The organism is Marinobacter guineae (assembly GCF_002744735.1).
Classification (GTDB): Bacteria; Pseudomonadota; Gammaproteobacteria; order Pseudomonadales; family Oleiphilaceae; genus Marinobacter; species Marinobacter guineae.
Genome location: NZ_KZ319341.1, coordinates 662,063 through 681,459, shown reverse-complemented (window position 1 = coordinate 681,459; position 19,397 = coordinate 662,063). Strand labels below are relative to the sequence as shown.

The window sequence follows — 19,397 nt, the reverse complement described above, 5'->3', positions numbered from 1 at the left end:
GCGATTGAATTGTTCCTTAATTATGCCCGGTGACCGGCATTGCCTCATCCCGGGAGACGGTATCGGAGACCTCGGGCGAGAGCTTCGGCAGAAGTTCCGGCGTTCCGTTCCGGAATTGCGCCCATAGCTGTTCCCGGTGGATGCTGCCTTGAGGCGTCATGGTCAGGACGCCTGTCTGCCCTGCGATCGACGCGCTTTCGACTTGTCTGAGCAGTGGTAGCCGTTTGCTGAGGTGCCAGGCGTCTGCGCCCATGGCAAACAGCCGGCCTGGTTGGCCTCGGGTGCCTGACATGATCTCCGTAGCCCTGGTTCGAAGCTCGTTGTCATCTCCGAGAACCCAGGGGATATCGGTGAAAGTAACCCCGTTCAGATCACGGTCCCGGGAGGGCGACGGGGTGCCTTCGTAGATGATAGAGGGCGAATAAACGGGCAGGTCGCCCCCGAAATAGAAGGCAAACAGCGGCTTGAACTGGCGCGCGACCGTGGCCTCCGCCACCATGACGATGGCGTCCGCGTCCTGACGACGGCGAGGCTCAAATTCAACGTCTATACCAATGGTTCGTTCGACCTGGATGGCCCGGTCACGGGAGACGGTTATGCCGAGCAAGTCGGCTGTCACAGCCCTGAGATTGTCTTCCCTGAAGAAGCGCTCTGTATCCAGGGCGACGCCATCAGACGCGGCCAGCTGCTTCAGCAGAGCTTGTTCCACGCGGTCGCCCCACTCGCCCTGGGGAATGAGTACCAATACCTGGCGTAGCCCTTCGGCCAGTAGTCTGTCGGCTATCTGGCGTGCTTCGTCTTCGGCTGAAAGGCCGAACTGATAGAGGCCATCTGGTGCCTGGCTATCGGATGGCAGATAGTTTAGTCCCAAGGCCGGTATCGGCAGAGTAGTCATGGAGCCAAGTCCGGCGAGGGCCTCCTTCTCAAGAGGGCCGACTACCAGATCAATATCCTGTTCCGAAAGCTCGCGATAAAGTTCGCTGAACGGCGTGTCGGAGGTATCAAAGATCCGGATGTCGGTTTTACTGCTATTGGTGGAGTCGTCGAGGTAGTAGGCGGCAAGAAAACCGTCCCTGATCGCTTTTCCTGCCGTTGCCAGCGGACCTTTAAGGGGCAGCGCCAAAGCGATTTTCTCGGGTCGGCTGTCGGCAAGGGTCGCGATCAGTCGCAGGCCGGAGGGCAGCACCTGCGCGGCTGGATGCCCCGGCCAGTTGTTCTGCCAGCCACGTATGATTCGACCCTGTTCGTCGATGCCGATATCGGGCGCTCGTACAATCCTTGCCAACTCCAGCCAACCCTGGGCTTCATAGCCAATTGCATCTGCTGAGGCGGAATCCAGCCGGTCATCAGGCACTTGCTCCAGCAATGACCAGACCCGATCATGAATTTGCTGTGCATCCGCCGTATTGTCGGTCTGGGCCAGCAATATGAGGGTCATGGCCGCAGACAACGGATTCTCTGCAAGTACCAAGGTGTCTGCTTGCAGGTTCGCGGCTCTTGCCATCAGGTCTGCCGGGTAGTCAATGAAATCTGAAGGCGCCATCTCGCTGGCAAGTTCTCGTGCCCAGGATTGATCGTCAAGCGCCGTTGCACTTGCCATGGACAGGAGCTTTTTCTGGTTATCAAGTGTCGGTGCAGGTTGCGCCAGCCGCTCACTTTGAAGTAGCGTTCGGGCTGCCGCGTGATCGCCCTGGTCCTGGAATCGGCTGGCAATTCTGAGCAGGTAGGCCTGGGCCGTCTCGAGGTTATCTTCCCTGCTGGCCATTTCAAGGGCCTGATCGGCAGTTTGCGCAATGTGCGAATCAAGATTGACGCTGGCACAACCGGCGGAAAAAAGGGCGGCGGCAAGAACGCTGGCCAGGGCTCGTTTATGGATGCGGATCTTTATCATGGCAAGCTCGATATACTCCGGATTATTGGGCTTGTAGCGCCAGACTAACGGTGGCAAGTTTAACAGCTCCGGGGTTAATTCACATGACGTAACTGTCACGGTCCGGAGGTTGGCGTCAATGAGGCAGAAACTTTGAAAAATGTGGTCAGTGATTTCTCCGCTGAGGTGAGTCTGGAAGGCGCTTCAGGCGGAACGCTTTTTATTGTTGCGACGCCCATTGGCAATCTGGACGATATGTCTCCGCGAGCAACCAGGGTCCTGGCCGGTGTTGATGTGGTTGCTGCTGAGGATACAAGGCACAGTGGCCGACTGCTGAGTCATCTGGGCATTCAGAAACGGCTGGTTGCGCTGCACGATCATAACGAAAAAGACCGCGCTGGCAGCTTGCTGGCGGAACTTGAAGCGGGGCGGGATGTGGCTCTGATTTCCGATGCTGGCACTCCGCTGATCTCCGACCCAGGCTATGTTCTGGTTCGCGAAGCCAGAGCCGCTGGCTTCGTAGTCTGTCCCATTCCGGGGCCCTGTGCGCTGGTAGCTGCGTTGAGTGCCGCCGGGTTGCCCACAGATCGGTTCCTGTTTATAGGGTTTCTGCCTGCAAAGCGTTCCGGCCGCCGCGCAAGTCTTGAGTCTCTCTCCAGTGAGGTCGCGACCCTGGTCTTTTACGAGTCGCCCCATCGGATCCTCGAATCGGTACGGGATATCGCTGAGGTTCTGGGGCCTGACCGGGAGACAGTGCTTGGCCGGGAAATCACCAAGACCTTTGAGACCTTCTATTCAGGTTCGGTGCACGAGGTTCTGGCCGAGTTGGAGCAGGATCCCCATGGCACCCGTGGTGAGTTTGTGGTGATGATCCGTGGTGCCGAGCCCTGCGCCGGCGATAGCGATGAGGCGATTCTGGATGTTGATCGGGTGCTCAAGGTGCTGTTGGCGGAACTGCCGGTGAAGAAGGTGGCAAAGATGGCTGCTGAATTGACCGGCCTTTCAAAGAACGAACTTTATCAGCGCGCCCTGGCGCTGAAAGATGACTGAGTGCCGGTGGCGGTTTCTCTTGCAAGGCCCTAGGGTCAGGAGTATCGTCACGCCCGAGCTCGCCAGACAGTCGCCGCCGGTTTCACCGGGGGAGGAAAGTCCGGGCTCCATAGGGCAAGGTGCCAGGTAACGCCTGGGCGGCGTGAGCCGACGGAAAGTGCAACAGAAAGCAGACCGCCTAAGCGCCTTCGGGCGCCGGTAAGGGTGAAACGGTGCGGTAAGAGCGCACCGCGTGGCTGGCAACAGTCCACGGCGATGGTAAACCCCACCTGGAGCAAGACCAAATAGGAATCCAATGGCGTGGCCCGCGCTGGATTCGGGTAGGTTGCTTGAGGCCTGTGGTGACGCAGGCCCTAGATGAATGACTGTCCAAGACAGAACCCGGCTTATCGGCGAGCTCGCTCTTTTTATTCCCTTCATGTGAAGTCTGTCCTTCTCAACAGATGTCTTTTATAGCCAAAAAATCTTAAACCTCACTTGTCTTCTGCAGACTTTTTTGCAGGTGTTTGATTTTGCTTCTTTTCTTTTTCGTAATATCACCATTTCATTGAATCCGTCTCTGTAACCTATTGTCATAAAAGGAACTTTCCCGCGTGTGGCGCTGTTTGCGGCGCTTGCATTGTGTATTGCGTGTTTCTATAGTGTGCGGAAGTGGGAAAAAGTGGTTTCTAGTGGTTTTTTGTGGATTTCAGGCACCCAGAGACAGTGTGAATGAGTAATTTTCTCGGCAGTCATGCCATCAATATGGATGTGAAGGGTCGCCTGGCGATCCCCGCCAAGGTGCGCGAGCAACTCGCGCAGGCCTGTGGTGGGCGCATTGTGTTGACGGCGAATGCCGACGAAGAGCGTTGTTTATTGGTCTATCCCGAACCCGAGTGGGAGGTTCTGAGGCCCAAGATTGAGGCCCTTCCCAATATGAACAAGGCAGCCCGCCGCTTGCAGCGTCTGATTCTGGGTAATGCTGCGCCCATGGAGCTGGACTCAGCCGGGCGCATCCTGATTCCCCCGACACTGAGAAGCTACGCCCATCTGGAGAAAAAGCTGATGTTGATCGGGCAGGGCAAAAAGTTCGAATTATGGAGCGAAGAGCGCTGGTTTGCCTGGCTGGATGAGTCCTCCGATGACGACGAAATGCCGCCAGAGATGGAGGCGCTGTCCCTATGACCTCCGATCGCAGGCAGGAGGCCGGAGCGGCGTATTCACATCGCTCGGTGCTCCTGGACTCGGCGGTCGACTATCTGGTCAACGACCCCGACGGATACTACGTGGATGGAACCTTTGGACGGGGTGGCCACAGTCGCCTGATTCTTGGGCGTCTCGGCGAGGCGGGCCATTTGCTGGGTATTGATAAGGATCCCGAGGCCATCAGAGCAGCCCGGGAGCTCGAAGCGCAAGACACTCGCTTCCACTGTTTCCACGGGTCTTTTGCCGAGCTGGAATCGGCGGTCACCGGGCAGGGCTGGGAGTCGGTAAACGGAGTATTGCTGGATCTTGGTGTCTCGTCACCACAATTGGATGACGCCTCCCGTGGTTTCAGCTTCATGCGCGATGGTCCACTGGACATGCGGATGAACACCGAGCAATCGCCAAGTGCTGCTCAGTGGCTGGCGACGGCAGAAGAAGCCGAAATAGCCGATGTGATCTGGCGGTATGGCGAGGAGCGTTTCTCCCGCCGTATTGCCCGGCTGCTGGTTCAGCGCCGACAGGAAGCGCCTGTTGAGACCACTCGCCAGCTGGCCGAACTGGTCAGCGAGGCGGTGCCCAAAAAAGAGAAACACAAGCACCCGGCCACGCGGACCTTTCAGGCGATCCGGATCTTTATCAACCGGGAGCTGGAAGACCTTGAAATTGGCCTCCGGGCAGCCGTCGACCGACTGGCAACAGGAGGCCGGCTGGTGGTTATCAGCTTTCATTCGCTGGAAGACCGGCTGGTTAAACGGTTTATGCGGGATCTGGCCCGCGGGCCCCAGATGCCCAAAGGTGTGCCGGTGACCGCCGAGCAGGAAGCATCGGACTTCCGGCTAGTTGGCAAGGCCAGTAAGGCCGGTGCCGACGAAGTAAGCGACAACGTACGCGCTCGCAGTGCAGTCATGCGGGTGCTGGAACGCACTGATATCAGAAAAAACTCGCAGGGGAGCGCGTAGTCATGGGCGCGGTAGCTATTGAAGAGCCGGTCAAGACGGCAAAGTTGAACAAACAGAAAGTCCGGGAGGGTGTGGCAACCGCTGTTCGGATTTCACGGCAGGTTTTTGATGCCACGAGGCAGGGCAAGGTCCTGGTGTCTCTCGCTCTGGTGGCGCTGCTGGTCGCATCCTCCGTTGGTGTTGTCGTAAGCGCTCACGAGAACCGTGAACTTTTCAATACCCTGTCGCAACTTCAGGCAGAGCGGGATCGATACCAGAGTGAGTGGAGTCAGCTTCTGCTGGAGCAAAGCGCCCTGAGCGCTCATGGCCGGGTGGAGAACCTGGCGGCAGAGCGCTTCAACATGGTGGTGCCGGGGCGTCAGGACATTGTGCTGGTACCTTTGATGTCTCCGGTTGCCAGTCAGTAACCAACGATAACAACAACGTTCAGGGTGATCGACGTGTCCGATCAGGGAAAGAAGACAACATGGGGGCAGCGTTTGGCGTCCGGGCTGGCAGCCTGGCGCTTTGGCTCCGTGCTGGGCGTCTTTCTCCTGGTTGTCGGGGTGCTGGGCTGGCGTCTGGTCGACCTGCACGTGGTCGACAACGAATTTCTGCGCAAGCAGGGGGACGTCCGGACCATTCGAGTTGAGTCCATCGATGCCCATCGAGGTGTCGTTACTGATCGATATGGAGAACCTCTGGCGGTCAGTACGCCGGTGCAGACCATCTGGGCGAACCCCTCCGAGACCGATCCCTCTGAGCCGCGTCTGACCAATCTTGCCCGGCTGCTCGATATCAGTGAAGCTTCCCTGCGTGAGCGACTGAAGGAGTATTCAGGTCGCGAGTTCATCTACCTGCGCCGCAAGGTTCAGCCTGATCTTGCCAGGCAGGCCCTGGCTCTGGAAATTCAGGGGGTTTATGCGCGCCAGGAATACCGTCGTTACTACCCCGCGGGCGAAGTGACGGCCCACGTGGTCGGTTTTACGAATATCGACGAGCGTGGCCAGGAAGGTATCGAGCTGGCCTACAACCAATGGTTGTCCGGCGAATCCGGCCGCAAGCGCGTTCTCAAGGATAACCGGGGGCGGATTATCAAGGATCTGACGCTGATCAGGGACGCCAGCCCCGGTCGTAATCTCGCGCTCAGTATTGATCTGCGCCTTCAGTACCTGGCTTACCGTGAGCTGAAAGCAGTGGTAACCGCCCACAATGCTCGCGGTGGCACGCTGGTCATGCTGGATGTCGATTCCGGTGAGGTTCTGGCAATGGTGAACCAGGGGTCCTACAACCCCAATGACCGCAGCCAGCTGGCGGCGGAAAACCTCAGAAACAAGGCCATCACTGATCTGTTTGAGCCCGGTTCAACCATGAAGCCGATAAGCATGGCGGCAGCGCTGGAATCTGGCGAATATTCAGTCAAGAGCACCATCGATACCAACCCGGGCTACCGGCGTTTTGGTCGTTTTACCATCCGCGATCATCGCAACTATGGCCTGCTGGATGTGACAGACATTATTGTCAAATCCAGTAACGTGGGAATCAGCAAGATCGCCACCGATCTCGGCGGTGATGTTATCCGCGATCTGTATGCGCGAATGGGGCTTGGTCAGCCAACCGGGATCGGCTTTCCCGGGGAAGCCGTCGGAGTGCTGCCAGCGCCACCGAAGTGGCGGCCGGTGGAAGAGGCGACCCTGTCCTACGGTTACGGTATGAGTGTCAATGCTCTTCAGCTGGCACAGGCCTATATGGTGATTGCCAATGGTGGAGTGCGTTACCCACTGAGCCTTGTGAAGCGCGATGAAGAGCCCGAAGGCCATCGGGTGTTGTCCGAGCAGGTCACCTATGAGGTCCGAAATATGCTCCGGCAAGTGGTTTCCCGTGGTACGGGAAAGCGGGCCCAGCCCGGGTTCTATTCTGCGGGGGGCAAGACCGGAACGGTTCATCTGGTTGGCGCCCAGGGCTACGAGGATAGCCAGTACAAGGCCATTTTTGCCGGGATGGCTCCGATTGATAATCCCAGGTTGGTTACGGTTGTGGCCGTCGATGCGCCGCAGTCCGGTGAATATTACGGCGGGGAAGTGGCAGCGCCGGTGTTCGCCAGGGTGATGAGTGACGCCCTGCGACTGCTGAATGTGAAGCCTGAACTGGAAGTTGGGAAGGCAAAAACTGTTTCTCCAGTGCCCGGGGAGCGAGGATAAGCCTATGTGCATCACATCTCTCAGCACTTTGTTACAAGGAATCGTGGCGGTTCCGTCGGTATTCGACGTGACTATCCATGGCCTGAAGACCGACAGCCGCGAGGTGGCCTCCGGCGACGCGTTTATTGCCCTGTCGGGGAACAGCACGCCGGCTGATTTTCATGTCGATGGGGCGATTAAAGCGGGCGCTACAGTCATTCTTCTGGAATCCGGTCAGGCCGCCGAATGCTCGGAACGACATGGGGCCCTGGTGGTCCCCGTGGTCGGTCTTCGTGGTTTGGTCGGGAGAATTGCAGACCGGTTTTTCGAGCATCCGTCGCAACGCCTTCGCCTGATTGGTGTTACCGGAACCAACGGCAAGACGTCCGTTTGCCAGTACGTTGCCCAGCTCCTTAAAGAGACGGGAACACCCTGCGGTATCCTGGGCACCCTGGGATATGGCATGCCCGGTGCACTGTATCCGGCGACTCATACCACGCCAGACGCGGTTCAGGTGAACCGGGTTCTGTCACGGATCCTGAAACAGGACGGTCGTGCGGCTGTCATGGAAGTCTCCTCCCATGCCCTGGATCAGGGGCGAATCGACAACCTCACCATGACTGGCGCCGTGTTTACCAACCTGACCCGGGATCATCTGGATTACCACGGGTCTATGGAAGCCTACGGCGAGGCGAAGGCCCGTCTGTTCGAGCGCGAGGAGTTGCACTTCTCCGTTATCAACTTTGACGACCCTTTCGGCAGGCAGCTGTTTGATCAGCTGGCCGGCAAATGTGATCGCGTCCGCTACAGCCTGCACGAAGCCCAGACAGAACTCTGGTTGCGGGAATTCCGGCCAACCGATGAGGGCTTTGAGGCGGAAGTCGATGGTGAGTGGGGCCGGTTTGTTATTGCCGTTCCCCTTCTGGGCAGTTTCAATGCCAGTAATGTGCTGGCGGCCATGGCCACGGTTTTGACCCTCGGTGTTCCGGTTGAGCGGGCGCAGCGGGCTGCCGCCCGCTTGACTCCACCGCCGGGAAGACTTGAAAGGTTTGGTGGTGCCAGTGGTGTCAGGGTGGTGGTGGACTACGCCCACACACCGGATGCCCTTGCCAATGCCCTTGCGGCGCTGCGTCCCCATGTTACCGGAGACCTGATCTGCGTGTTCGGATGCGGTGGCGACCGTGACCCCGGCAAGCGTCCGGAAATGGCGTCGGAGGCTGAAAAGCTGGCGGACCGTATTGTCGTCACCGATGACAATCCGCGCAGCGAAGACCCCGCTGTCATTGCCCGTGACATTGTTGCCGGTTTTACTGATCCGGAGAAGGTTGCGGTTATTCATGACCGGGCTGAGGCAATCCAGACGGCTATTCGCACGGCAAAGCCGGATGACCTGGTGCTTATCGCCGGAAAAGGCCATGAGACCTATCAGGAAATCGCCGGCCAGAAGTACCCCTTCAGCGATGCCGAGCACGTTCGCCATATCTTGAAAGTGAACGGGGGTGTGGCATGATGCGCGCCTTTTCACTGGCCGAGGCCCAAAGCTGGCTGGGTGCCGAGTGCGCGTCTGACGATCTGGCGTCAGTGATGTTTGGTGGGGTCTCAACCGATACTCGCACCCTTGAACAGGGGCAGCTGTTCGTTGCTCTTCGGGGCGAGAATTTTGACGGCCACCGTTTTTTGCAGCAGGCCCGCGAGCAAGGTGCCGTTGGTCTGGTAGTCGATGTGCCCGATAACAATGTGCCTTTACCCCAGCTCGTCGTGGGTGACACGCTCATGGCCCTGGCTCAGCTGGCGGCCGGGAATCGCGGAGAGAGTGAAGCCAGGATTCTCGCCATCACCGGCAGCAGTGGCAAAACGACCGTCAAGGAAATGTGTGCCGCGATTCTGTCGCAGAAGGGGCCAACACTGTCTACCCGGGGCAACCTTAACAACCACATCGGTGTGCCGCTTACGCTTTTCGGTCTCTCGCCGGAGCACCGTTATGGCGTGATTGAACTGGGAGCCAGTGGGCTGGGCGAAATCGCCCATGCGGTTGCACTGGCAAAACCCGAGGTTGCCATTCTGACCAACGCGGGACAGGCCCATTTAGAGGGCTTTGGCAGCTACGACAATATTGTGCTGGCCAAAGGCGAAATCATCGATGGTGTTGCTGCCGACGGTCTGGTGGTCCTGAACCGGGATGATCCGGCGTTCAGCCAGTGGCAGCAACGGGCCGGTAGTCGCCGGGTTGCTGGTGTCAGCCGGCTGGATTCGGCAGCGGACTACCATGCCGTGATGGTCAGCCATGACGGCGGCACCAGAACGCTTCAGGTACGCGGGCCGGATAACTGGCGCTGCCGTGTTTCGCTGGCGCTTGAGGGTGATCACAACATCACCAATATGTTGCTGGCCATTGCTGCAACCCGGGAACTGGGCGCCGACGACCAGGCCGTTGTGAACGGGCTGGGGCAGGTTGAGCCGGTCAAGGGACGGCTGCAGGTGTTGAATCTGTCACCGGAACTAACGCTGATTGATGACAGCTACAACGCCAACCCGGCTTCGATGAAAGCTGCTTTGGGTGTTCTGGGTCAGCGGGCGGGGCTGAAAATTGCAGTCCTGGGCGCGATGGCAGAGCTTGGCCCGAACGCACGGGCGCTACACCAGGACGTGGGACAGTACGCCAGGGAGCATGGCATTGACCGAATGATCACTGTAGGGCCTGGCTGTGACGGCTACGTCGATGGGTTTGGTGAGGGTGCAGAGTCGTGCCTGACCCATGATCAGGCAGTTGAATCTGTTGTCAGGGCAAAAAACACACCGTTGACAGTGTTGGTCAAGGGTTCTCGCAGTTCCGCCATGGATCGCGTGGTGGAGGGAATTAAAGAAAAGGTGAATAACTCATGTTGCTCTGGCTGACAGAGGTTCTATCACAATATTTTTCGGCACTGACGGTGTTTCAGTACCTGACCCTGCGCGGAATTCTGGGAACACTCACGGCCCTGCTCATTTCACTGATCATCGGCCCGGTTATGATCCGTAAACTGAGTCAGTACCAGATTGGTCAGGCGGTGCGGGACGACGGCCCGCAAACCCACCTCAGCAAGGCCGGTACGCCCACCATGGGTGGTGCACTGATTCTCGTCGCCATCGGTATCAGCACGCTTCTCTGGGCAGATCTTGGGAATCGCTATGTCTGGGTCACCATTCTCGTGACGCTGCTGTTTGGCGCCATCGGCTGGGTCGACGACTATCGCAAAGTGGTTGAGCGAAATCCGCGCGGCCTGCCGGCCCGCTGGAAGTATTTCTGGCAGTCGGTGATCGGTGCTTCGGCGGCAATTGCACTCTACTTCAGTTCCGCCTTGCCCCAGGAAACCTCCCTGTATGTACCATTCGTCAAACAGGTGTCCCTGACCCTCGGGCCAGTATTTTTCATTCTGCTCAGTTACTTCGTGATTGTCGGAAGCAGTAACGCAGTTAACCTCACGGACGGGCTGGATGGGCTTGCCATCATGCCAACTGTCATGGTGGCCGGTGCCCTTGGCCTTTTTGCCTATCTGTCTGGCCATGCCCAGTTCGCCAATTATCTTCTGATTCCGCATCTGCCCGGAACCGGTGAGCTCATTGTGTTCTGTGGTGCTCTGGTTGGCGCTGGTCTTGGTTTTCTGTGGTTCAACACCTACCCGGCCCAGGTCTTCATGGGTGATGTTGGTGCACTCGCACTCGGTGCGGCTCTTGGGGTGGTTGCGGTTATTGTCCGGCAGGAAATCGTGCTTTTCATTATGGGGGGGGTCTTTGTGATGGAGACGATCTCGGTGATCCTGCAGGTCGCCTCGTTCCGTTTGACCGGGCGCAGAATCTTCCGCATGGCGCCTCTGCACCATCACTTTGAATTGAAAGGCTGGCCAGAGCCCCGGGTTATTGTCCGGTTCTGGGTCATTACCGTTGTTCTGGTCCTGATTGGCATTGCCAGTCTGAAGCTGAGATAGGAAAACGCTGCTGCTATGAGTGTCATTGTTTCGGATCGTCGCACATTGGTTGTAGGGCTCGGTAAAACCGGGCTCTCCTGCGTGCGCTATCTGTCTGAACAAGGGCGGGACATAGTGGTTGCAGACACTCGTACAGCGCCTCCCGGACTGGAGGAGCTCCGAGCAGGCTGGCCAGATATCCCGGTGCACCTCGGGCCTTTTGATCACGACCTGTTTGCAGGTTTCAACGAATTGGTGGTGAGTCCGGGCATCAGTACTGCGGAGCCCGCGATCACTGGTGCCGGCAAGCAGGGCGCACGTTTAAGGGGCGACATTGATCTGTTTGCGGAAGCGGCGGATGCCCCCATCATTGCGATTACCGGCTCCAACGGTAAAACCACGGTCACCACCCTGTTGGGTGAAATGGCCAGGGCTGCGGGCCGCAAGGTGGCAATTGGTGGCAACATCGGTACTCCGGCCCTGGACCTGTTGGGCCAGGGCGCAGACCTTTACGTGCTTGAGTTGTCCAGTTTCCAGTTGGAGACCACAGAAGAGCTTAATGCTCTCGCGGCTACCGTGCTGAACGTCAGCGACGACCACATGGATCGTTACCCGAACAAGATGGCCTACTTCCAGGCCAAACAGCGGATCTTCCGGGGCTGCAGGAATGCTGTCGTCAATCTGGATGATGCCCTGAGCACCCCGATGGCGCGGGATACCCTGAGGTTCCTCTGTTTTGGCTTTTACAGGGTCAATCCGGAAACCTTCAGCACCCGGGATGACGACGAGGGCACATGGATTACTTTCGGTTTCGAAAACCTGATCCTCGCCAGTGACCTCAAGCTACTGGGGCGCCATAACATCAGCAATGTCATGGCGGCCCTGGCATTGGGGCACGCTGCGGGACTGCCGATGGACGTGATGCTGAAGGTGGCCCGGGAGTTTCCTGGGCTGCCACACCGGTGCGAGTTTATTCGCCGGTTTAACGACGTGGATTTCATCAACGACTCCAAAGGCACCAATGTCGGTGCAACTGTGGCAGCTATTGAGAGCCTCGTTCCGGAGACCGGCAAGGTTGTGCTGATTGCCGGCGGTGATGGCAAGGGCGCCGATTTCACCGCTCTGGAAGCACCCATTGCCCTGCATTGCCGGGCGGTGGTGCTGATCGGTCGCGATGCTCCGGCCATTGCCGAGGTTCTTGGCAGCGGTATTCCGGTTTATCGGTCCGCGAGCCTCGCGGATGCGGTTTCCAGGTCTGCGGAACTCGCCCGCCCCGGGGACCGGGTGGTGCTGTCCCCGGCCTGTGCCAGCTTTGATATGTTCCGCGATTACCTGGACCGCGGTGATCAGTTCCGTTCACTGGTGGAGGGCCTGTGATGTACGCAGATCTCTCGTTGCCAAACCGGAACCAGTGGCTTGGAGAAATCCAGCCGCTGGCGATGCTGGTGATCAGCGCTGTGGCCCTGATGGTTGTAGGTATTGTGATGATCTCGTCAGCTTCCATGGACATGGCCGCTGAAACCATGGGTAACAGCTACCACTATGTGATTCGCCAGCTGATGTTTGCCGGGCTTGGTTGTCTTGCGGCACTGGTGGCCGTCAATGTGCCTGTGGCGTGGTGGGAGCGCAGTGGCTGGTTGCTGCTGGGTGTCGGTCTGCTGGTGCTTATTCTGGTTCTCACGCCGCTGGGACGAACCGTGAACGGCTCGACCCGATGGATTCCGTTCGGCCTGTTTAATGTCCAGGTATCGGAAGTGGCCAAGCTATGCCTGATAGCGTACCTGGCCAGCTACGTTGTTCGTCGCCGTGAGGAGTTGCTCAATACCTGGGCCGGCTTCCTGAAACCCCTGGTAGTTCTCGGGCTTGCGTCGGTTCTGCTGGTCATCCAGCCAGACTTTGGTGCCACGGTGGTGCTGGTCACGGCTGCGGCGGGCATGATCTTCCTGAGCGGTGTGCGACTGAGCCGTTTTGTGCCGTTGATCGGCACACTGGTGGTGCTTGGTGCAATACTCATCGTCACCCAGCCATACCGCCTGAAGCGGGTCGTCAGCTATCTCGACCCCTGGAAAGACCAGTTCGACAGCGGCTACCAGCTGACGCAGTCGCTGATTGCCTTTGGTCGTGGAGACTGGGACGGTGTCGGTCTGGGCAACTCCATCCAGAAGCTGTTTTACCTGCCAGAAGCTCATACCGATTTCATCTTCGCGATTATTGCCGAGGAGTTCGGGCTTCTGGGTTCGTTGCTTGTGCTCGGTCTGTTCACACTGCTGGTGGTAACCGGCTTCGTGATCGCCCGCCGGGCCGAGAAAGCGGATATGCCCTTCGCCGCTTGCTTTGCTTACGGGCTGACTTTGCTGATCGGCCTGCAAGCCGGTATTAACATGGCGGTGAGTACCGGTCTGCTGCCCACGAAGGGACTGACTCTGCCGCTGGTCAGCTATGGCGGCTCCAGCCTGATGATCACCTGTATCAGCATCGGCATTCTGGCCCGGGTTGAAATGGAACGCCTTGATCAGGAAAAGCTGGCCCGTGAAAAGGCCGGCCCGAAAAAGCGGGGAGGTGCGGTTTATGACTGATCAGCGCCGCTTTCTGATGATGGCTGGTGGAACCGGTGGGCATGTTTTCCCGGCACTGGCCACGGCACGTGCACTTGAAGCCCTTGGCCATCAGGTTTACTGGCTCGGCGCTCGCGGTGGCATGGAGCAGCGGTTGATCGGAGAGACCGATATTCCGCTTTCGCTGATTCATATCTCCGGTTTGCGGGGTAAGGGCGCGCTTGCGCTGGTGCTCGCACCGTTTCGCCTGATGCGAGCTCTTGGCGAGGCGTTCACCATTCTGCGCCAGATTCGTCCGGATTGTGTGGTCGGCATGGGCGGTTTTGTCACCGGGCCCGGTGGTGTGGCGGCCTGGCTGACCCGGACACCTCTGGTGATACACGAACAGAACGCGATCGCGGGAATGACCAACCGGATTCTGGTGAGGTTTGCAGCAACCGTGCTGGAAGCCTTTCCCGGAAGCTTCGGGCAGAAGGTCGTTACCCGGTGCACCGGCAATCCGGTCCGGGACGACCTGGCGAAATTACCAGCGCCGGAGCAGCGGCTGGCAGGCCGGCAAGGCCCTCTCAGATTGCTGGTGATTGGCGGCAGTCTCGGCGCCCAGGTATTCAACCAGCAGGTGCCCGAGGCGCTGGCCATGCTGCCAGAGGCACAACGGCCGATGGTTCGCCACCAGTGTGGTGAGCGCCATGTTGAAGCTGCCCGGGAGGCCTATGAAAAGCACGGGGTTGAGGCGAGCGTCGAACCGTTTATCAAGGACATGGCGGATGCCTACCAATGGGCCGATCTGGTTCTGTGCCGCGCCGGCGCACTGACCGTCTCTGAACTCTGTGCCGCGGGCATCGGCGCTGTCCTGGTGCCGTTTCCCCATGCGGTAGACGATCACCAGACCAAAAACGGTGAGCAAATGGTGGCCGCGAAGGCAGCCATCATGATTCCGCAATCAAAGATGACCCCGGCCGTACTGGCAGAAACCCTGGGCGATTTATCCCGGGACCGCAGCCGGGTAACCGATATGGCGAAGGCCGCTCGAACACTGGCCCGCCCTGATGCAACGGAGAGAGTCGTGAATTACTGTCTGGAGGCCGCCAATGGCTGATGCAACCAATCCGCCCCTGGTTTATCAGGTGCCTGAAATGCGCCGGATCCGCCACATCCATTTCGTGGGAATTGGTGGTGCCGGTATGAGTGGCATTGCCGAGGTGCTCAAAAACCAGGGGTATGACGTCTCCGGCTCGGATCTGAAAGAAGGCACGGTTACCGATCGCCTGAAAGCCATGGGTGTCGAGGTTCAGATCGGGCATCGGGACGAAAACAGCGCGAGCGCAGATGTGGTGGTGGTTTCGTCTGCCGTGGCGTCAGACAATCCGGAAGTCACCGCTGCCCGCAAACGGCGTGTTCCTATTGTACCCAGGGCCGAAATGCTGGCCGAGATCATGCGTTACCGGCACGGGATCGCCGTGGCTGGTACCCATGGTAAAACCACCACCACCAGTCTGATTGCATCGATTCTGGGTGAAGCCGGGCTGGACCCGACCTTTGTGATCGGCGGCAAGCTGAACAGTGCCGGCACCAATGCCCAGCTCGGTGGATCCCGCTATCTGGTGGCGGAGGCTGACGAAAGCGATGCGTCGTTCCTGCATCTGACCCCGGTCATTTCGGTGGTTACCAATATCGAAGCGGACCACATGGATACCTATGGTGGCGATGTTGAAAAGCTGAAGCAGACCTTCGTCGATTTCCTTCATAACCTGCCGTTTTACGGCGTAGCGGTGATGTGTGTAGATGATGCTTATGTCCAGGAAATCATTCCCCGGATATCGAGAGCGATCATTACCTACGGTATCGACAACCCGGAGGCAGATTACCGGGCCGAGAACATCACCTCTGATGGCTTGCGGACCCACTTTGTGGTGAAGCGCCCGGCCGGCCGGAGCGATCTGACGGTAGAGCTGAAAATGCCCGGTCGTCACAACGTCGCCAACGCGCTCGCTGCGATTGCCGTGGCGACCGATGAGGGTGTCGCAGATGAGGCCATTTGCCGGGGCCTGGCTGGATTTGCCGGTGTCGGCCGCCGATTCCAGGTATACGGCGACTACAGGACACCAAAAGGCACGGTCACCCTGGTGGATGATTATGGTCACCACCCCACCGAGGTTGAGGCGGTTATTCGTGCCGCCCACGATGCCTGGCCGGATCGCCGTCTGGTGATGGTGTACCAGCCGCACCGGTTCAGCCGGACCCGTGATCTTTACGAAGACTTCGTCCGCGTGTTGTCGGAGGTGGACGCTTTACTTCTGATGGATGTCTATTCTGCCGGCGAGCCTGCGATTCCGGGGGCCGATGGTCGCGCCCTTTGCCGCAGCATTCGCCAGAGAGGACAGATAGAGCCGGTGTTCGTTGAGGATAACCGGGAGATTGAGTCCCTGCTGGCGAATGTGCTGCAGGATGGCGACCTGCTGATAACCCAGGGCGCCGGTGATATTGGTGGAGTGGCCGCACGGTTGGCGGCCGCGGGAGTAATCGCAGGTGAGTGAGATGCATCATCCGGAACCACAGGCCTACCAGGCAGACCCGGAGCTCGTTCGGGCTCTCGGACGGGTTGCGGTCTTTATGGGCGGCAATTCCGCCGAGCGGGAAGTGTCCCTGAAAAGCGGCAAGGCGGTTCTGGCTGCACTGGTGTCAGCCGGCGTTGATGCGTATGCCGTCGATGTCCAGGGCTGTTTGTTGAGAACCGTGGATAACCCGGAGTTCGACCGGGTATTCATTGCCTTGCATGGCCGTGGTGGCGAGGACGGAACGCTTCAGGCCATCCTGTCTCAGGCGGGTATTCCCTACACCGGTAGCGAAATGCTCGCCTCGGCACTGGCCATGGACAAGCTGAGAACAAAGTACGTGTTCGAGGGCTGCGGTCTGCCGACTCCGAAATTTCGGACCATGTCCGATGTCGGCCAAGCCGACCAGATCATTGGTGAATTGCGGGTCCCGTTAAGTGTGAAGCCGTCCAGGGAAGGTTCCAGTATTGGCATTCGCAAGGTTCGCACCGCTGCGGAGCTTGCAGAAGCCTATGAGGCGGCTGCCGCTCTGGACAATCTGGTGCTGGTGGAAGAATGGATTGAAGGCCCGGAGTTTACCGTCAGCCTGCTCCAGGACCAGGCGCTCCCGGCGATCGGCCTGAGTACTGATCACGTGTTCTACGACTACGACGCCAAATATCTGGCGGACGATACCCGCTACCGGATCCCCTGTGGTCTGGCGCCGGAGGATGAAGTGCGTCTGCAGCACCTGGCGCTGGATGCCTTTCGTGTTGTCGGCTGTCGAACCTGGGGTCGGGTCGACATCATGCAGGACAACGATGGCAATTTCTGGCTGCTGGAAGTCAATACGGTGCCGGGAATGACCGATCACAGTCTTGTCCCCATGGCGGCCAAAGCCGCCGGAATCAGCTTCGAGGAGCTGGTGGTGAGGATTCTGAGGGACACACTGGAGGCCGCTGATGCTTGAGACACTGCTGATCCGGAGCCGGGCGATACCGTCCGAGCCCCCGCGGCGCCGGGGGGCAACTACCCTCGGGCCTGAGCGGGACCGGTTTGGCGTGTTGAGAGGTGTTCTGGCTGCAGTGCCCTGGCTTCAGGTCGGTATGGGTGCGGTGATTGTTCTGCTGGCGGCTCTGGTGCCCTGGGGAACCGGGAAGGTGCTGGGCGCCATGGATCAGCAGATCCTGGCGGTCGATGTGAAGGGGGATTTTGTAGGTGACAGTCGAGTGGCAATCGAGCGTGCGGCCGGTGACTGGATCGGCAAGAGCTATTTCGCCACGGACCTTTCCGACATCAAGGCCAGCCTGGAGAGCCGGCCCTGGGTTGAATCCGCTGCCGTGCAGCGGGTCTGGCCGGATCGCCTGGTGATTGATATCCGGGAAAAGAAGCCGTTGGCCTACTGGACCGACGGGCGCCTGGTAAGCCGGACCGGAGAGCTGTTTGCGCCATCCAATCCGGAAGTTGCTGGCAGGTTGCCCCGCCTTGCCGGGCCCGATGAACGGGTGCGTGATGTGATCGACATGGCGCGGACCATGAGCGAGAAGCTGGTCGCTCGGGAGTTGGGTTTTGCGGGTCTGTCCCTGGAACATCGTGGAGCCTGGACCCTGCAACTGGCCAATGGCATCGAAGTGGTGCTCGGTCGGGATCAGGTGGAACAGCGCTTTGAACGGTTTATTACGGTTTATGAAAACCGGCTGGCGGCACGGTCGGACGAAGTCAGTCGGGTGGATGCCCGCTACACCAATGGTGTGGCGGTCAAGTGGAAGGCTGCTGTGGCAGCTTCCGGTCCGAAATCATAGCAACGGTTAATTCAGACCTACGGTTTGGTGAAATACATGTCATCGGTTGAAACGGAAAACATGATTGTCGGCCTAGACATCGGAACTTCGAAAGTGGTTGCGATTGTCGGCAAGCGCAAGATGGACGGCACCATTGAAGTGGTGGGAATTGGCTCGCACCCTTCAAGGGGCCTCAAGCGCGGGGTGGTGGTAAACATTGAAACCACTGTCCAGGCGATTCAGCGCGCTGTGGAAGAGGCGGAGCTGATGGCGGGATGTCGCATTCACTCGGTATACGCAGGTATTGCCGGTAGTCATATCAAGAGTCTGAACTCTCACGGGATTGTTGCCATCCGTGATCGGGAAGTCACCCAGGCCGATATCGACCGGGTGATTGATGCCGCCCAGGCGGTTGCAATTCCGGCAGATCAGAAAATTCTGCACATCCTGCCCCAGGAATTCGTGATCGACAGCCAGGAGGGTATCAAGGAGCCGATGGGCATGTCCGGTGTGCGGTTGGAGGCCAAGGTTCACCTGGTGACCTGCGCAGTCAACGCTGCCCAGAACATTGAGAAATGCGTGAAGCGCTGCGGCCTTGAGGTGGATGACATCATCCTCGAGCAGCTGGCGTCCAGTCACGCCATTCTCACTGAAGACGAAAAGGAACTGGGAGTCTGCGTGGTGGACATCGGTGGCGGAACCACCGACATCGCCGTGTTCACCGGTGGTGCCATTCGCCACACCGCGGTGATCCCGATCGCCGGTGATCAGGTGACCAACGACATCGCCATGGCGCTTCGGACACCGACCCAGAACGCCGAAGAAATCAAGATCAAGTATGCCTGCGCGCTGACCCAGCTGGCCGGCGCCGATGAAACCATCAAGGTGCCCAGCGTCGGGGATCGCGCGCCGCGGGATCTGTCGCGACAGGCGCTGGCCGAGGTAGTGGAGCCCCGTTACGAGGAGCTGTTCACCCTGGTGCAGTCAGAATTGCGCCGGTCCGGGTTCGAGGACCTGATTCCGGCAGGCATCGTGATTACCGGCGGTTCGTCCACCATGGAAGGTGTGGTGGAGCTGGCCGAGGAGATCTTCCATATGCCGGTAAGACTGGCCTGTCCGCAGGCAGTCTCCGGTATGACGGAGGTAGTCAACAATCCGATCTACGCCACCGGCGTGGGGTTGTTGATTCATGGTTTCCGCCAGATGGATCTGGGGCGGACACCGGTGCTCAAGGGTGAAGATGCACCCTCGCTGTTTGAGCGCATGAAAGCCTGGTTTACCGGTCATTTCTGACGGTGCCGGGAGTGCAGTGAACGAAGGTATCTCGAAAACACAATCTCGAACAAACAGCCTGCAAAAA

The 19,397-nt window shown here is 58.9% G+C and carries 16 protein-coding genes and 1 other RNA gene; 16 read left to right on the top strand and 1 reads right to left on the bottom strand.

Translation table 11 applies throughout. From position 1 onward, the window contains the following. Nucleotides 1-16: 16 nt before the first annotated feature. Nucleotides 17-1,948, bottom strand: coding sequence for a penicillin-binding protein activator (locus tag CLH62_RS17525; RefSeq protein WP_228152889.1), 1,932 nt, complete (start codon nucleotides 1,946-1,948; stop codon nucleotides 17-19). A gap of 75 nt (nucleotides 1,949-2,023) precedes the next feature. Between CLH62_RS17525 and rsmI the strand changes: the two genes are divergently transcribed. The 16 genes from rsmI to ftsA all read left to right on the top strand — a co-directional run bounded on the left by rsmI (nucleotide 2,024) and on the right by ftsA (nucleotide 19,330). Further along, nucleotides 2,024-2,920, top strand: coding sequence for a 16S rRNA (cytidine(1402)-2'-O)-methyltransferase (rsmI, locus tag CLH62_RS17520; protein ID WP_099619461.1), 897 nt, complete (start codon nucleotides 2,024-2,026; stop codon nucleotides 2,918-2,920). Nucleotides 2,921-2,974: 54 nt separating this feature from the next. Continuing rightward, an RNA gene (gene rnpB / locus CLH62_RS17515) (RNase P RNA component class A) lies at nucleotides 2,975-3,325 on the top strand. 306 nt (nucleotides 3,326-3,631) lie between these two features. Further along, on the top strand, nucleotides 3,632-4,084 hold the full coding sequence (gene mraZ / locus CLH62_RS17510) for a division/cell wall cluster transcriptional repressor MraZ (protein ID WP_099619460.1): 453 nt from the start codon (nucleotides 3,632-3,634) through the stop codon (nucleotides 4,082-4,084). Further along, nucleotides 4,081-5,064, top strand: a complete 984-nt coding sequence (rsmH, locus tag CLH62_RS17505; RefSeq protein WP_099619459.1) for a 16S rRNA (cytosine(1402)-N(4))-methyltransferase RsmH — start codon at nucleotides 4,081-4,083, stop codon at nucleotides 5,062-5,064. The genes mraZ and rsmH overlap by 4 nt, the downstream gene beginning before the upstream one ends. A gap of 2 nt (nucleotides 5,065-5,066) precedes the next feature. Then, a complete protein-coding gene (gene ftsL / locus CLH62_RS17500; RefSeq protein WP_099619458.1) occupies nucleotides 5,067-5,471 on the top strand; it encodes a cell division protein FtsL in 405 nt (134 codons plus the stop codon). A gap of 33 nt (nucleotides 5,472-5,504) precedes the next feature. Then, a complete protein-coding gene (locus CLH62_RS17495; protein ID WP_099619457.1) occupies nucleotides 5,505-7,244 on the top strand; it encodes a peptidoglycan D,D-transpeptidase FtsI family protein in 1,740 nt (579 codons plus the stop codon). Nucleotides 7,245-7,248: 4 nt separating this feature from the next. Continuing rightward, complete coding sequence (locus CLH62_RS17490; RefSeq protein ID WP_099619456.1) at nucleotides 7,249-8,733, top strand: UDP-N-acetylmuramoyl-L-alanyl-D-glutamate--2,6-diaminopimelate ligase; 1,485 nt, start codon at nucleotides 7,249-7,251, stop codon at nucleotides 8,731-8,733. Continuing rightward, the gene (locus CLH62_RS17485; RefSeq protein ID WP_099619455.1) at nucleotides 8,730-10,118 is read left to right on the top strand and encodes a UDP-N-acetylmuramoyl-tripeptide--D-alanyl-D-alanine ligase; all 1,389 of its coding nucleotides are present in this window, start codon (nucleotides 8,730-8,732) and stop codon (nucleotides 10,116-10,118) included. The genes CLH62_RS17490 and CLH62_RS17485 overlap by 4 nt, the downstream gene beginning before the upstream one ends. Next, the gene (gene mraY / locus CLH62_RS17480; protein ID WP_099619454.1) at nucleotides 10,103-11,188 is read left to right on the top strand and encodes a phospho-N-acetylmuramoyl-pentapeptide-transferase; all 1,086 of its coding nucleotides are present in this window, start codon (nucleotides 10,103-10,105) and stop codon (nucleotides 11,186-11,188) included. Before CLH62_RS17485 ends, mraY begins: the two co-directional genes overlap by 16 nt. Before the next feature lie 15 nt (nucleotides 11,189-11,203). Continuing rightward, nucleotides 11,204-12,544, top strand: a complete 1,341-nt coding sequence (gene murD / locus CLH62_RS17475; RefSeq protein WP_099619453.1) for a UDP-N-acetylmuramoyl-L-alanine--D-glutamate ligase — start codon at nucleotides 11,204-11,206, stop codon at nucleotides 12,542-12,544. Next, the gene (gene ftsW, locus CLH62_RS17470) at nucleotides 12,544-13,743 is read left to right on the top strand and encodes a putative lipid II flippase FtsW (protein WP_099619452.1); all 1,200 of its coding nucleotides are present in this window, start codon (nucleotides 12,544-12,546) and stop codon (nucleotides 13,741-13,743) included. Before murD ends, ftsW begins: the two co-directional genes overlap by 1 nt. Beyond that, nucleotides 13,736-14,821 carry an undecaprenyldiphospho-muramoylpentapeptide beta-N-acetylglucosaminyltransferase gene (gene murG / locus CLH62_RS17465; protein WP_099619451.1) on the top strand — a complete coding sequence of 362 codons (1,086 nt, stop codon included), beginning with the start codon at nucleotides 13,736-13,738 and terminating at the stop codon, nucleotides 14,819-14,821. The genes ftsW and murG overlap by 8 nt, the downstream gene beginning before the upstream one ends. Then, a complete protein-coding gene (gene murC, locus CLH62_RS17460) occupies nucleotides 14,814-16,259 on the top strand; it encodes a UDP-N-acetylmuramate--L-alanine ligase (protein ID WP_099619450.1) in 1,446 nt (481 codons plus the stop codon). Before murG ends, murC begins: the two co-directional genes overlap by 8 nt. Nucleotide 16,260: 1 nt before the next feature. Then, nucleotides 16,261-17,226, top strand: coding sequence for a D-alanine--D-alanine ligase (locus tag CLH62_RS17455; RefSeq protein WP_211285832.1), 966 nt, complete (start codon nucleotides 16,261-16,263; stop codon nucleotides 17,224-17,226). Further along, nucleotides 17,219-18,058: a cell division protein FtsQ/DivIB gene (locus tag CLH62_RS17450; protein ID WP_099619448.1), complete on the top strand. Its 840-nt coding sequence runs from the start codon at nucleotides 17,219-17,221 to the stop codon at nucleotides 18,056-18,058. Before CLH62_RS17455 ends, CLH62_RS17450 begins: the two co-directional genes overlap by 8 nt. 36 nt (nucleotides 18,059-18,094) lie before the next feature. After that, complete coding sequence (gene ftsA / locus CLH62_RS17445) at nucleotides 18,095-19,330, top strand: cell division protein FtsA (protein ID WP_099619447.1); 1,236 nt, start codon at nucleotides 18,095-18,097, stop codon at nucleotides 19,328-19,330. The last annotated feature ends 67 nt before the right edge of the window (nucleotides 19,331-19,397 follow it).

Excerpts from the sequence above, each read along its gene's own strand:
- mraZ (WP_099619460.1), top strand. The coding sequence starts at position 3,632 with ATGAGTAATTTTCTCGGCAGTCATGCCATCAATATGGATGTGAAGGGT.
- rsmH (WP_099619459.1), top strand. The coding sequence starts at position 4,081 with ATGACCTCCGATCGCAGGCAGGAGGCCGGAGCGGCGTATTCACATCGC.
- ftsL (WP_099619458.1), top strand. The coding sequence starts at position 5,067 with ATGGGCGCGGTAGCTATTGAAGAGCCGGTCAAGACGGCAAAGTTGAAC.
- CLH62_RS17490 (WP_099619456.1), top strand. The coding sequence starts at position 7,249 with ATGTGCATCACATCTCTCAGCACTTTGTTACAAGGAATCGTGGCGGTT.
- CLH62_RS17485 (WP_099619455.1), top strand. The coding sequence starts at position 8,730 with ATGATGCGCGCCTTTTCACTGGCCGAGGCCCAAAGCTGGCTGGGTGCC.
- mraY (WP_099619454.1), top strand. The coding sequence starts at position 10,103 with ATGTTGCTCTGGCTGACAGAGGTTCTATCACAATATTTTTCGGCACTG.
- murD (WP_099619453.1), top strand. The coding sequence starts at position 11,204 with ATGAGTGTCATTGTTTCGGATCGTCGCACATTGGTTGTAGGGCTCGGT.
- ftsW (WP_099619452.1), top strand. The coding sequence starts at position 12,544 with ATGTACGCAGATCTCTCGTTGCCAAACCGGAACCAGTGGCTTGGAGAA.
- murG (WP_099619451.1), top strand. The coding sequence starts at position 13,736 with ATGACTGATCAGCGCCGCTTTCTGATGATGGCTGGTGGAACCGGTGGG.
- murC (WP_099619450.1), top strand. The coding sequence starts at position 14,814 with ATGGCTGATGCAACCAATCCGCCCCTGGTTTATCAGGTGCCTGAAATG.
- CLH62_RS17455 (WP_211285832.1), top strand. The coding sequence starts at position 16,261 with ATGCATCATCCGGAACCACAGGCCTACCAGGCAGACCCGGAGCTCGTT.
- CLH62_RS17450 (WP_099619448.1), top strand. The coding sequence starts at position 17,219 with ATGCTTGAGACACTGCTGATCCGGAGCCGGGCGATACCGTCCGAGCCC.
- ftsA (WP_099619447.1), top strand. The coding sequence starts at position 18,095 with ATGTCATCGGTTGAAACGGAAAACATGATTGTCGGCCTAGACATCGGA.